This is a genomic window from Hydrogenobaculum sp. 3684, from assembly GCF_000213785.1.
Lineage (GTDB): Bacteria > Aquificota > Aquificia > Aquificales > Aquificaceae > Hydrogenobaculum.
The window spans coordinates 40077-54135 of record NC_015557.1 but is presented as its reverse complement, the minus strand read 5'-3'; the positions used below and the strand labels follow the sequence as shown (position 1 = coordinate 54135).

Here is a 14059-nt window from a genome sequence, read left to right as displayed (position 1 = left end):
AGATGAAAACACCAAATAGACTTATAAACGAAAAAAGTCCCTATCTTAGAATGCACGCTTATAATCCCGTTGACTGGTACCCTTGGTCAGAAGAGGCCTTTGATAAAGCAATCAAAGAAAATAAACCTGTGTTTTTATCCATAGGTTATTCTTCTTGTCATTGGTGCCATGTGATGGAAAAAGAATCTTTTGAAGATGAAGAAGTGGCATCTTTTTTAAACAAATACTTTGTAAGTATAAAAGTAGACAAAGAAGAAAGACCAGATATAGATAGCCTTTACATGGAATACTGCGTACTTTTAAACAACTCCGGTGGTTGGCCACTTTCAGCATTTCTAACCCCCACCAAAGAACCATTTTTTGCAGGTACATATTTTCCAAAAGCCTCTTTTTTAAAGCTTTTACAACAAATAAAAGACCTATGGGACAAAGACAGCAAAAACATAATAGAAAAATCAAAAAGATTGGTAGAACAGCTAAAGCAATTCATGAATTCTTTTGAAAAAAGAGAGTTAAATGAAAGTTTTATAGATAAAGCGCTTTTTGGGCTTGCAAATCGCTACGATGAAGAGTTTGGCGGGTTTTCCGAAGCCCCAAAATTTCCAAGCCTTCACAATGTTTTACTTCTTCTTAAAAGTCAAAAACAACCTTTTCAAGACATGGCATTATCTACACTTTTAAACATGAGAAGAGGCGGTATATGGGATCATGTAGGAGGAGGATTTCATAGGTATTCCACAGATAGATATTGGCTTTTACCACACTTTGAAAAAATGTTATACGACCAGGCGATGGCTATATTGGCTTACTCTGAAGCTTACAGGCTTACGAAAAATGAGATTTTCAAAGATACAGTTTATAAAACAATAAATTTTGTAAAAGAAAACCTATACGAAAACGGATTTTTTTATACATCAATGGATGCCGATACGGAAGGAGAAGAAGGTGGTTTTTACCTTTGGACTTACCAAGAGATAAAAGATATACTAAAAGAAAAAGCAGATAAGTTTATAGAATTTTTCAATATAAAAAAAGAAGGTAATTTTCTTGACGAAGCTAAAAGAGTTTATACAGGTAAAAATGTATTATATGCAAAAGAACCAAGCCTTGCCTTTGAAGAGGAGCTAAAGATTTTAAAAGCTTTTAGAGAAAAAAGAAAAAAGCCCCTTATAGATGACAAGATACTCCTTGACCAAAACGCCATGATGGACTTTGCCCTTATAGAAGCCTACTTAGTTTTTGATGACAAAGATTTTCTTGATATGGCCACTAAAAACCTAAACAACATATCAAAACATCCATTACAGCACGCTTTAAACCACAACAAGCTTATAGAACCTATGCTTGATGACTACGCTTATCTTATAAAAGCCTATCTTTCTCTTTATAAAGCTACATTTTCAAAAGATGCTTTAGAAAAAGCTATTTCACTGACAGAAGAAACGATAGAAAAACTATGGGACAAAAACGCTGGTGGGTTTTATCTTAGTGTAGGGAAAGATGTACTGATACCTCAAAAAACACTTTACGACGGGGCTATACCTTCTGGAAACTCCGTTATGGGTTTAAACCTTGTGGAGTTATTTTTTATAACAAAAGAAGATACATATGAAAACCGCTATCAAATTTTATCTTCTATATACTCTGATATGCTCTCTAGAAATCCTACCGCTTGTAGCTTCTTTATGACAAGCTTTTTACTTTATAAAAAAGGTTACCAGATTTTGCTTTCTATGCCCATATCAAAAGCCCAAGAAAAAGTATTAGAACTTTACAAACATTACTTACCAAACATAGTTCCATACCATGAAGAATCATCTGAAGAAACGTTTATAGCTTGCAAAGATTACACTTGTCTAAGCCCTGTAAAAAGTGTAGATGAACTGATAAAAACCATATCACTTTAAAAGTTTTATGTGATATAATATTAAGCTACTTAGGATTAGCTTATTTAGGCGACGTGGCCGAGAGGCGAGGCGCGGGACTGCAAATCCCTTTTACAGCGGTTCAAATCCGCTCGTCGCCTTTTAATATATCAAAGGCCAAATCTTACAGCTTTACCTGTGGGGGTATCTTGAGGTGGTGTTTCATGCCAAAGCATGTTCATGGCAAAGTTTAGATTATCTTCAAGCCTTATAGCGTAATTGTCCCAAAACACGCAAGTACCAGCCAGTGTAAAATATCCACCGCTTACTGGTGCAATATGATCTGCTATCAAAAGAGGGTAGTTTTCCATATTTGATTTTGCAGTTTCTTCTCCAGCTACCACTATCTTTATATCTGGCATTATGGTTTTTATAGAGCATGTACAAGGAAGCACTACAGCGTTAACATTTACCTTGTTGTCTAAACCTTTGTTGTATCTTCTTACCTTTGTGCTTTTAACAAAATACTTATCTCCGTCGTAATTTGATACTTCATCTGTTATTTCATCTGGATTTAGCTCCATACCAAAGGCCCTAGCCAACGTATTGCATGTATCTGCTATGTGATCTTCGTTTTTGTAATAGCCTAAAAGTATCACCTTCTTGCCAAGCTCTTCCACCGCTTTTACAACATCTTGGACTTCTTTTTCAGTGAATGGAATCTCTGGATAGTTAAACACTATCGTATCGTATTCAAAAAGCTTATCCCATGAGTCCACTTCGTCAATCTGAAGCCCAAACTCTGGGGCTCTTTTCTCAATAATAGAAAAATAATAATAATCCGTCACCGTAAACTCTTGATGAGTTATGCTCCATGCTACTCTACATATCTTTTTCATGATTTTATTATAACACATATCAAAAGTTTTATATTTATATTTATAATATGAGATTTTTAATTTTTATACTTTTATTATGGGGCTTTTCTTATGGGGATAGCGTTGTGAAATATCAAACAAATTTTATAGGGTTTAGTGCAGGTACTATAACAGTTGATATTAAAAGCCCACAAAACATAGACTGCGAAGGTAAAACAAAAGGACTTTTTTCAATATTTTACAGCTATGAGTTTAAGTTTAAAAAAAATGGAGACAACTATTTTTTAGAAGAAATAACCAACGGCAAAAAACGTATATACAACGAGGAAAAGATAATGAAAGAAAAAGCATGGATACCGATTTTTATATCTATGCTTACCAATTCCCATTATGAGTTAGGAAATCCCATAAAAGTTGGTAATATCTTGATAATACCAGAAGAAAACGTGCAAAACGAAATATATTTCTTTAACGTAAAAAATAGCAACAATGTCAGAAAAGTAATTATATGGTACGATAGCTCAACGCATCAAAACGATTTTCCAAAGTTGATAAGAATAGTCACAAGAAGTGCCACCATAGACTTAAAAAGATTGTAACGTTAAAAGCCCGTAAGGACAAAGCATCTACAAATTTATCGTTTGAAGCTTTTAATAAAACACCGTAAGAGTTAGATGCCATAAAACAAAAAGCTAAGGCAAAAATAACCTTTTTCATACCAAAATCCTAAAACTTAAACTTAGAAACTTCTATTTTAAGCTATTGAGCTACATCAGCCAATGACTTTTGCTAAAGTTGGAAGCTCTTCTATAGCAGAACATGGACTGCGTTTAACGGTTGAATTTATACCTTTTGCTGCTTCTATAGCGGTATTTAAGGCCAAAAGATTTGTTTGCTCTACAACGCTTTCTGTTATGCTTTACAATAACTCTCTCAAAACGTCCAAAGACTTGTTAACATAATTTTTTAGCTTCAAAGTCTCATATTTCAAAAGACTTTAAAAAGTTTCTGTGTAAATATGTCTTATTGCTTTTATAAAAAGAAATCATTGACAAGAAATATTAAAAGTGTTAACATGATTAGTGAATACTTATTCAAGGGAGGCTTTTATGATAGACGGGAAAGAGACCTTTTGGGAAGCCCTCAAAAGACACGGGGTGAGTAGGAGGGAGTTCATGAAGTTCTCAGCTATCATCACTGGTCTTATGGGTTTACCACCTGCTTTTATACCAAAAGTAGTAGAGGCGATGGAAACCAAGCCAAGAGTACCAGTGATATGGGTGCATGGGCTTGAGTGTACATGTTGCTCTGAATCCTTCATAAGATCAGCTACACCTTTGGCCTCAGATGTGCTTCTTACTATGATATCTTTAGAATACGATGATACGCTATCAGCGGCAGCCGGAGAAGCTTTAGAAAAACACAAAGAGGACATAATGAAAAAATACCATGGAGAATACATATTGGCAGTGGAGGGAAATCCACCTCTTGGAGACGATGGAATGTATTGCGTTGTGGGAGGTAAACCTTTCTTAGAAGGCTTGAAAAAAGCAGCAGAAGGTGCAAAAGCTGTGATAGCCTGGGGTTCTTGTGCGTCTTGGGGTTGTGTGCAAGCTGCCAAGCCAAACCCTACAACGGCTGTACCTATTCATAAGGTAATAACGGATAAGCCTATCGTTAAAATACCAGGATGCCCACCAATACCAGAAGTAATGACTGGGACCATCATGTATACTGTGCTTTTTGGAAAATTACCCCCTCTCGACTCTCAAGGAAGACCAAAGATGTTTTACGGAAATCGTATACACGATACATGCTACAGAAGACCGTTTTTCAACGAAGGCATGTTTGTGGAGCAGTTTGACGACGAAGGCGCTAAAAAAGGATGGTGTCTTTACAAGATGGGATGCAGAGGACCAACCACCTACAACTCTTGCGGGAATTTAAGATGGTACAACGGACTTTCTTATCCTATACAATCTGGACATGGATGTATCGGATGCTCAGCGGATGGTTTTTGGGACAATGGGAACTTCTACAGCAGAGAGCAAAATATACCATCTATAGGTACAGAGTCAAATGCAAATAAAGTAGGTGCGGTGGCAGTAGGTGCTGCGGCAGCAGGAGCTATAGCTCACGGTGTAATAAGTAAAATACGCTCTGGTAAGAAGGAGGATTGATATATGAGTTCAAGAGTTGTTATAGACCCAGTATCTAGAATAGAAGGACATTTGAGGCTTGAGATAGAAGTAGATGAGTCATCTCATAAAGTAACAAACGCCGTATCAGCAGGGACGATGTGGCGGGGTATTGAGCTAATAGTAAAAAATAGAGACCCAAGGGAAGTATGGGCTTTTACACAACGTATATGTGGAGTTTGTACCACCATCCACGCTTTAGCTTCAGTAAGAAATATAGAAGATGCCCTTGATATAGAAATACCTAAAAACGCAAACTACATAAGAAACATAATGCTTGGGACTTTGTATGCCCATGATCATTTGGTACATTTTTATCATCTTCACGCTCTTGACTGGGTATCTCCTTTGGAGGCGATAAAGGCAGACCCTGTAGCTACAGCGGCTTTGCAAAATCAAATACTTCAAACTTACGGTGGTATCATATCTTTGTATACGGATTTTCTTGGCGGTAACGCTTATCCAAGGAAGTTTCCAAAAGCAACGCCAGGGTATTTTAAAACATTTCAAGATAAGATAAAAAACCTTGTGCAAAGTGGACAACTTGGTATATTCGCTGCCAACTGGTGGGATCATCCTGATTATAAAATGCTTCCTCCAGAAGTACACCTTATAGCTGTATCACATTATCTAAATATGCTGGATGTTCAAAGAGAGCTTGTTATACCTCACGTGGTGTTTGGTGGTAAAAACCCTCATCCTCACTACATAGTGGGTGGTATGAACTGTTCTATATCCATGAACGATATGAACGCTCCTATAAATATGGAACGCCTTGCGGTAGTAGAAGATGCTGTATACACTCAAGCAGAAGCTGCAAACTTGTTTTACCTGATAGATCTTTTGGCTATAGGTCAGATATATGTTCAAAAAGGCTGGACTTACGGCGGTGGTTTATCAAAAGAAAGAGTTTTAGGATACGGTGATTATCCAGATGAACCTTATAAAAGCATAAAAAACGGTGATTATCACCAAAAGATACTTTATCATTCAAACGGTGTTGTAGAAAACTTTGCCCAAGGCGTTGACAAAGCCAAGTATTATCCTCTTACAAACAAAGATCTCACAGATCCTGATGTAATCCAAGAATGGGTAACGCACTCTTGGTATCAATATCCAAACAACAACGAAGGTCTACACCCTTGGAACGGCATAACAGATCCTTATTATACAGGACCAAAAGAAGGCACAAAAACCCATTGGAAATATTTAAACGAAAACGGAAAATATTCTTGGATAAAATCACCAAGATGGAAAAACTTACCAGCAGAAGTAGGTCCTTTGGCAAGGTATATGATAGTTTATACGGCAGTAAAACAAGGGCATATAAAACCCTCTTGGATGGATGAAATGGTGGTAAATCAAATAGAGCTTGTTTCAAAGCTTTTAAACTTACCTCCTCATGTATGGATGCCAACAACCGTAGGAAGAACTGCAGCAAGAGCTTTGGAATGTCAATTGGGAGCAAATGCATCAAATTATTTCCTTAAAAAACTCTACGACAACATAAAAGCTGGGGACACTTCTGTGGCAAACATGGAAAAATGGGAACCATCCACATGGCCAAGCCAAGCAAAAGGTGTAGGTATATCTGAAGCACCAAGAGGAGCTTTGGGGCATTGGTGTATCATAAAAGATGGGAAAATTGAAAACTATCAAGCGGTAGTACCCACCACATGGAACGGCTCTCCAAGAGATGAGAAGGGTCAACAAGGTGCCTTTGAAAGATCCATGCAAGATACAATAGTGCTTATAGCAAAAGAACCTCTTGAGATATTAAGAAGTATTCACTCTTTTGATCCTTGTTTAGCATGCTCTACCCATGTTTACAACACACAAAAAGAAGAAGTGGTGAGCTTTAAAATAGGGGGTGCTTGTTATGAATAAGGATATTAAAAAGTATTATCTTTTTAGTCCATCCCTAAGGATAGCCCACTGGGTATGGGCTTTGGCTATAAGCGTTTTGTTTGTAACCGGTATATACATAGGAAACCCGTTTTTCATAGGAAACGTAGGGTACAGTGCCACTTTTGGAGACCTTCACGCTATAACCATGAACTGGATAAGGCTTTTGCATTTTAGCTTTGGTTATATCCTCCTTGCAGCCCTTATTTTGAGATTTAGTATAATACCTTTTAGAAAAGCCGATAGACTCATAATACCAAAAGTTTGGACAAAAGCTTATTGGGATAACGCTGTTGATACATTGAAAAACTATCTTTTTATCACCAAAAGCCATAAACCCTATATAAGAAATCCTCTGGCAAGAACCGCTTATTTTGGGATTTTTTTGCTTTTGATATTTGAAGTGATAACAGGCTTTGCAATGTTTGGAAGGTCAAACCCAGGTGGGTTTTGGGACAAGCTATTTGGATGGGTCATACCTATGCTTGGCGGTGAGTATCAAGTCCATAGATGGCATCATATAGTAGCTTGGATTATTGTGCTTTTTGTGGTGATACACGTTTATATGGTTATAAGAGAGGATATATTGGAAAAAGACGGAGAAGTATCTTCTATGGTAAATGGCAACAAGTTTTTTGATCATGTACCTGCCGATATATCTGACGTATGAGAACAATTTTGATGGGTATAGGAAACATACTTTTGCAAGATGAAGGTGTGGGCGTTCATGTTATAAAAGAGATAGAAAAAAGATACAGCTTCGAGCCTTCTATAGAGATAATAGATGCCGGCACGCTTGGTCTTGAGATTATGTATATGTTGCAAGACGGAGTAGATAACCTTCTGGTGGTGGATGCCGTTATGGGCGGAAAGCCACCAGGCAGCTTATACGTTTTTAGAAACGAAGAGGTAAAAAAGTACTATCTTAAAAACAAACTATCAGCCCACGAGGTGGGTTTTTCCGAAGTTTTAGCGCTTTTAGATCTAATAGGAAAACCTGTAAAAGAAAACCTTATACTTGTTGGCATAGAACCAGTTAGTTTTGATGTGTCTTTGGAGCTTCACGAGAAAACCGCTTCTAAGATGGAAGATTTGATAAAAACTGTATTGCAAGAGTTGCAAAATATAGGTATAAAAGCTTTGGAAAAAATACCTTCATCATCCTAAGGAGGTCTTATGTGTCTTGCCATACCTTCAAAGATTGTAGAAATATTAGACAACAACATAGCTATAGTAGATACAATGGGAGTTAGAAGAAAAGCTTCTTTGGAGCTTTTAAATCCAAAACCAAAGGTTGGGGATTATGTGCTTTTGCACGTTGGTTTTGCCATAGAGATACTTTCCGAAGAAGACGCCTTAGAAAGTCTAAAGCTTTTTGAAGAGGCACTACAATATGAAAATGAACTTGAACAATAAAGATATCGTTTTAAAAGCCAAAGACAAGCTTATAAAAAAAGTAGAAAAACTTGGAAAACCTATCAAGCTAATGGAGTTTTGCGGTGGACATACCCATGCCATAATGAGATACGCTATAGATAAGCTTCTTGATGGATATGTGGAGTTTATCCATGGACCTGGTTGTCCTGTATGTGTTGCTTCTATGGATAGGATAGATTTGGCTATAGAGCTTGCCAAGATGCCAAATGTTATATTTACCACCTACGGGGATCTTTTGAGAGTGCCAGGCTCTTACAGAAAATCGCTTTTAGACATAAGATCAGAAGGGCACGATGTAAGAAGTTTGTACTCTTGCCTTGATGCTATTGATATAGCTGTAAAAAACCAAGATAAGAATGTAATATTTTTTGCCATAGGCTTTGAAACCACCACACCACCAACGGCAGTGCTTCTTAAAAAAGCAAAAGAGATGAAGCTAAAAAATCTTTTTGTAGTATCAAATCACGTGATGACTCCCCCTGCTATTGGGTATATACTAAACGCCGGGATATCTCATATAGATGGTATTATAGGACCTGGGCATGTTAGCGTCATAACCGGTATGAAAATATACAAAGAGCTTGATATACCTATTGTTATATCTGGTTTTGAGGCTTTTGATATATTAAAAGCCGTAAACATGATATTGGATCAACACATAAAACATGAAAGAAAAGTTGAAAACGCCTACACAAGAGCTGTTACAGAAGAAGGCAACAAAGAAGCTCAGAAGCTTATAGAACAAACCCTTGACATAAGAGATACATTTAACTGGCGAGGGATAGGTCCTTTGCCAAAAAGCGCTTTAAAAATAAACAAAGATTACGAGATGTTTGATGCAGAAAAAGCCTTTGATGTAAAGTTGCCACCTTCAAAAGAGCATCCTCTTTGCATATGCCCAAAAGTCATTACAGGAAAAGCAAAGCCCACAGATTGCAAGCTATTTGGCAATCTTTGCACCCCAGAAAACCCTATAGGCTCTTGCATGGTATCCTCAGAAGGAGCTTGTGCTGCTTATTACAAATACCAAGAGGTAGAACTATGTATGTAAAGCTCTCTCATGGGGGCGGTGCCAAAGAAACAAGAGAACTAATAGAGAAAATATTTTTAAAACATTTAAAAAATGATCTTTTATCAAACGAAGATGCCACAATATTGCATCTTGATGGTAAGCTTGCCATAAGCACCGATAGTTTTACGGTAAACCCTATATTTTTCAAAGGTGGTGATATTGGAAAACTAAGTGTAGCTGGTGTAGTAAACGATCTGTCCGTAATGGGCGCAAAACCCCTTTACATGAGTATGGGCTTTATAATAGAAGAGGGCTTAGCTTTTGAAGAGCTTGAAAAAATAGTAATATCTATAAAAGAAGAGGCCCAAAAAACAGGTATAAAACTAATAACAGCAGATACAAAAGTGGTTCCAAAAGGACTTTGCGATAAGATCTACATAAACGCCACTGGCATAGGAAAGCTCATAAAAGAAGGTATATCTGCTTCTAACTTACAAGAAGGCGATGCCATCGTAGTGTCTGGCCCTATAGGAAACCACGGGGCTGTGATAATGGCTCATAGAAATGACTTTGATATAGACATAACCTCAGATTGTGCATCTTTATGGGAGGCTATAGAACCTCTTTTAAAAGAGAATATAGAAATCCATGCTATGAGAGATCTAACAAGGGGAGGTCTTGCAAGCGCTTTAAATGAGCTTTCTCAAAGCTCAAAAGTAGAAATACTAATAAAAGAAGAAGATATACCGATAGAGGATTCGGTAAAAGGTTTTTGTGAAATCCTTGGTATAGAACCCTTTTCTTTGGCCTGTGAAGGTACTTTTGTGATGAGCATACCCAAAAAAGATGTCCAAAAAGCCCTTGATATTCTTAAAAGCCAAAAACTAACCCAAAAAGCAAAAGTGATTGGAGAGGTTATCAAAAAAGGCAAACAAGGAGCATATATACAAACTCTTTATGGAAGCGTTAGATATTTAGAAGAAGCTCCCGGTGAGCTTTTGCCACGGATATGCTAATATGCACGAGTTTTCAGTGGTCCAAGCGCTTTTGATGCAAGTAGAAGACATTGCAAAAGAACACAATGCAAACTCTGTAGAAAAAATATATGTCGTTATAGGTGAAGTATCTGGAGTAGAGCCTCATCTTTTGAAAATGGCTTTTGATACGTTTAAAGAAAACACTATAGCTTCAAAGGCAGATCTTGTCATAGAATTTCAAAAGCCCCATATATACTGTATGGAATGCCAAAAAGAATTTTCTTTAGAAAGATACTCTATGCGTTGTCCTTCGTGCGGATCTTTTAAAGTGAAGCTTACAAAAGGCGATGAGCTTATTTTAAAAACCTTAGAGCTTGATACATGAATGTTGATAAAAAACGTTTTAGGCTTTTAATAAAAGGAACAGTCCAAGGAGTAGGTTTTAGACCTTTTGTTTACAATTTAGCAACATCTCTTGGCGCCAAAGGTTTCGTGTTAAACAACGCCGATGGTGTAACAATAGAAATAGAAAACGTAGATATAGAGAAATTTATTTATTTATTAAAAGCCAAAAAACCACCCCTTTCAGAAATTGAGGATATAACGATAAAAACCCTTGATTGGTTTGGTTTTGAGGATTTTAAAATAGAAGAGTCAACTATTTTTGGCGATAAAACCCCAAGCGTACCACCTGATATGGGTATCTGCGAGGATTGTTTAAAAGAGTTTAACAACCCAAGCGATAGAAGATACAAATACCCTTTTATAAACTGCACAAACTGTGGTCCAAGGTACAGCATCGTTTTGGACATACCATACGACAGAAAAAACACCACAATGAACGTGTTTGAGATGTGTGAGGATTGTAAAAAAGAATATGAAGATAAAACCAATAGAAGGTTTCATGCAGAGGCGATATCTTGTCCTAACTGCGGACCCATCTATTGGTATGAAAAAAATGGCAATATTTACAAAGAAAATATATTTGAGCTAATGGCAAAAGATTTAAAAGATTCAAAAATAATTGCATTAAAAGGTCTTGGTGGATTTCATCTTATATGCAATGCCCTCGATGAAAAGGCTGTTAGAACACTAAGAGAAAGAAAAAAAAGATCTTCAAAACCATTTGCAGTTATGTTTAAATCTTTAGAAGAAGCGTTAAAATATTTAGAGCCCACAGAAGATGAGATAAAACCACTAACATCTATTCAAAAACCCATAGTCCTTATAAAAAGAAAATCCCCATACTTTGAAGAAGCCTGCAAAGGGCTATCAAGCGTAGGAGCATTTTTGGCATATACAGGTATTCATCTTAGACTTTTTGATTTTATAGATTTTCCTATAATAGCCACCTCTGGAAACATCTCAGATACCCCTATTTGCAAAGACAACGACAAAGCAAAATCTAAACTAAAAGATATAGCCGACGGATTTTTTATGCACAACAGAGATATAAAAAGACCAGTAGATGATTCTGTAATAAAGCTAATAGATGATGATGTAAGCATCATAAGACTTGCTAGATCTTACGCTCCAAAACCAATATATATAAACACCCACGCAAAAGCTATATCTCTTGGTATGGGGGCTTTTCTTAAAAGCACAATAAGTATATTCAAAAACAACACCATCATCCTTAGCCCTCATATAGGAGATTTGGAAAGTATAGATACCATAGAGCATTATAAAAATACGTTAGAGGATTTTTTGAGATTTTACGATGTAAAACCAGATATTGTAGTGTGTGATATGCATCCAAACTTTTTTAGTAGTATTTACGCTAAGAGCATATTTTCAAACGTTATAAGCCTTCAACATCATAAAGCACATATACTTTCTGTAATAGCAGAAAACAATATTTCTCTAGACCAAGAGATACTTGGTATAGCATGGGACGGCACAGGATACGGAGAAGATGGGACTATATGGGGAGGTGAGTTTTTTATAGGAGATGCTTACAATCTTAAAAGAGCGTTTTATATAAAACCCTACAAACTCATTGGAAATGAAAAAGCCATAAAAGACCCAAGAAGGATAGTGCTAAGTTTTCTTTTTGAGCTTTTAAAAGAAAAAGCATATAAGCATCCTTTGATAGAAAAACTTCATTTTGAAGAAAAAGAATTAAAGACCCTTTATAAAATGTGGGAAAATGATACAAATACCACAAAGACATCTTCCATGGGAAGGCTTTTTGATATGGTGGCATATCTTATGGGACTAACGGATGTTATAGATTATGAAGCAAAAGGGGCTATGATGGTAGAAGATAGATATATAGATTCAAAAGAGTATTATGATTTTAACATATCAAACAACGAAATAATCATATCTTTTGAGGATATACTTGGCGAAAAAGAGATAGATAAAATGGCTTCTAAGTTTATAAACATGCTGTTTGAAATAATTGTATCTATTATCAAGCTTTTAAAAGCCAAAAACGTTGTGGTGTCTGGAGGTGTGTTTTACAATAGGCCTTTGATGAGAAAGCTAAAAGCCATTGATGGTATAAATTTGTTTTACAACAAAAAAATCCCTACCGGTGATGGTGGAATATCCGTTGGACAAGCATTTTATGGAGGTATACTATGCTGATGAACGCTGTACCAATACTTTATGAAATACAAAAAGCCCTTGAGGATTTTATAAAAACAGGACAAAACCACATTATTTATACAAACAAAATACCCCTTTCCGAAGAGGATAAAGAGTTTTTATTGGATGTTCTTGGAGAAGGCAGTATAAAAATAGAGTATAAAAGCAAAAGAGAGTATATAACTTTCAAAGAAACATCGCTCATAGGTGTATGGCTTGGAGTGGTTCACGATGTTGAGAGAAAACCAATCCTTGAGATTTTAGAGATAAACTCATTCCCTTTCATGCTCCAAGCCCCAAAAGAAGATATGGAAGATTCCATCAAAAGGTTAAAAGATATTTTAAAAGATTTTGAAAATAAAGGAGGCAAAGATTATGTGTAAAGACTGCGGATGTTCAATAACAGAGCACCATCACGAAGAACATCATCACCATCATCACCATGAGCATGAAAATGATAAAAAGGTGGTGGAGGTAATCCAAAATATACTTGATAAAAACGATAAACAAGCACATTCAAACAGAAAACATTTTGAAGAGCATGGGGTATTTTGCATAAACCTGATGAGCTCACCAGGTTCTGGTAAAACATCTTTGTTAGAATCTACTATAGAGGCTTTAAAAGATAAGATAAAAATAGGTGTCATAGAAGGAGATTTGGAGACCAACAACGATGCCATGAGGATAAAAGCAAAAGGGGCAAAAAGCTATCAGATCACCACAGGACAGGCTTGCCATTTGGATGCTTTTATGGTGCATGAGGGTATTCACAACCTTGGTATTGAAGATCTCGATCTTGTTTTTATAGAAAACGTAGGTAATTTGGTATGCCCTGCCGCTTACGACGTAGGCTCTCATATGAACGTTGTGCTTTTTTCCACCACCGAAGGAGAAGACAAGCCTGTAAAATACCCCGTCATGTTTAAAAGTGCCGATCTAGTTGTTATCACCAAAACAGACCTACTTCAGTATCTTGATTTTGATATACAAAAAGCCAAAAACTATGTAAAAGAGGTAAACCCAAGAGCGGATATAATAACCCTTTCAAGCAAGACCAAAGAAAATCTAGACAAGTGGCTTAAATACTTAGAGTTTAAATTGGAGATATTTAGAAACTCTCTTGCTTAACAATATAACCCAATATACATTATGTAAGTTATTATTTATAAAGATTTTTATAATGTGATTTTTATAT

General features: G+C 36.3%; 14 protein-coding genes and 1 tRNA gene. 14 read left to right on the top strand and 1 reads right to left on the bottom strand.

The features are described from left to right. Positions 1-2 precede the first annotated feature (2 nt). Positions 3-1907: a thioredoxin domain-containing protein gene (locus HYD3684_RS00320; protein WP_015418711.1), complete on the top strand. Its 1905-nt coding sequence runs from the start codon at positions 3-5 to the stop codon at positions 1905-1907. 47 nt (positions 1908-1954) lie between these two features. Next, positions 1955-2026: transfer RNA gene (locus tag HYD3684_RS00315), tRNA-Cys, on the top strand. A 9-nt stretch (positions 2027-2035) separates the two neighbouring features. Here HYD3684_RS00315 and HYD3684_RS00310 read toward each other — a convergent pair. Then, a complete protein-coding gene (locus HYD3684_RS00310) occupies positions 2036-2764 on the bottom strand; it encodes a hypothetical protein (protein ID WP_237698608.1) in 729 nt (242 codons plus the stop codon). 47 nt (positions 2765-2811) lie between these two features. On the opposite strand from HYD3684_RS00310, the gene HYD3684_RS00305 reads away from it, so the two are divergent. From HYD3684_RS00305 to hypB, 12 genes are all read left to right on the top strand, one after another. Beyond that, positions 2812-3342: a hypothetical protein gene (locus HYD3684_RS00305; RefSeq protein ID WP_015418709.1), complete on the top strand. Its 531-nt coding sequence runs from the start codon at positions 2812-2814 to the stop codon at positions 3340-3342. 513 nt (positions 3343-3855) lie between these two features. Then, positions 3856-4923, top strand: coding sequence for a hydrogenase small subunit (locus HYD3684_RS00295; protein ID WP_237698647.1), 1068 nt, complete (start codon positions 3856-3858; stop codon positions 4921-4923). A 3-nt stretch (positions 4924-4926) separates the two neighbouring features. Beyond that, on the top strand, positions 4927-6828 hold the full coding sequence (locus tag HYD3684_RS00290; protein ID WP_015418707.1) for a nickel-dependent hydrogenase large subunit: 1902 nt from the start codon (positions 4927-4929) through the stop codon (positions 6826-6828). Then, positions 6821-7516, top strand: a complete 696-nt coding sequence (cybH, locus tag HYD3684_RS00285; protein ID WP_015418706.1) for a Ni/Fe-hydrogenase, b-type cytochrome subunit — start codon at positions 6821-6823, stop codon at positions 7514-7516. Before HYD3684_RS00290 ends, cybH begins: the two co-directional genes overlap by 8 nt. After that, positions 7513-8013 (top strand): HyaD/HybD family hydrogenase maturation endopeptidase, encoded by a 501-nt coding sequence (locus HYD3684_RS00280; protein WP_015418705.1) that lies wholly within the window; start codon positions 7513-7515, stop codon positions 8011-8013. Before cybH ends, HYD3684_RS00280 begins: the two co-directional genes overlap by 4 nt. A 9-nt stretch (positions 8014-8022) precedes the next feature. Next, entirely contained in the window at positions 8023-8262 is a 240-nt protein-coding gene (locus tag HYD3684_RS00275) for a HypC/HybG/HupF family hydrogenase formation chaperone (RefSeq protein ID WP_015418704.1), read from the top strand. Continuing rightward, positions 8240-9334: a hydrogenase formation protein HypD gene (gene hypD / locus HYD3684_RS00270; protein WP_015418703.1), complete on the top strand. Its 1095-nt coding sequence runs from the start codon at positions 8240-8242 to the stop codon at positions 9332-9334. Before HYD3684_RS00275 ends, hypD begins: the two co-directional genes overlap by 23 nt. Beyond that, positions 9325-10311 carry a hydrogenase expression/formation protein HypE gene (gene hypE, locus HYD3684_RS00265; protein WP_015418702.1) on the top strand — a complete coding sequence of 329 codons (987 nt, stop codon included), beginning with the start codon at positions 9325-9327 and terminating at the stop codon, positions 10309-10311. Before hypD ends, hypE begins: the two co-directional genes overlap by 10 nt. A gap of 1 nt (position 10312) precedes the next feature. Beyond that, positions 10313-10657: a hydrogenase maturation nickel metallochaperone HypA gene (gene hypA, locus HYD3684_RS00260; RefSeq protein ID WP_015418701.1), complete on the top strand. Its 345-nt coding sequence runs from the start codon at positions 10313-10315 to the stop codon at positions 10655-10657. Beyond that, on the top strand, positions 10654-12864 hold the full coding sequence (hypF, locus tag HYD3684_RS00255; RefSeq protein ID WP_015418700.1) for a carbamoyltransferase HypF: 2211 nt from the start codon (positions 10654-10656) through the stop codon (positions 12862-12864). Before hypA ends, hypF begins: the two co-directional genes overlap by 4 nt. Then, a complete protein-coding gene (locus HYD3684_RS00250; protein ID WP_237698607.1) occupies positions 12864-13247 on the top strand; it encodes a hydrogenase expression/formation protein in 384 nt (127 codons plus the stop codon). The genes hypF and HYD3684_RS00250 overlap by 1 nt, the downstream gene beginning before the upstream one ends. Further along, positions 13240-13992 (top strand): hydrogenase nickel incorporation protein HypB, encoded by a 753-nt coding sequence (gene hypB / locus HYD3684_RS00245; RefSeq protein WP_015418698.1) that lies wholly within the window; start codon positions 13240-13242, stop codon positions 13990-13992. Before HYD3684_RS00250 ends, hypB begins: the two co-directional genes overlap by 8 nt. Positions 13993-14059 lie beyond the last annotated feature (67 nt).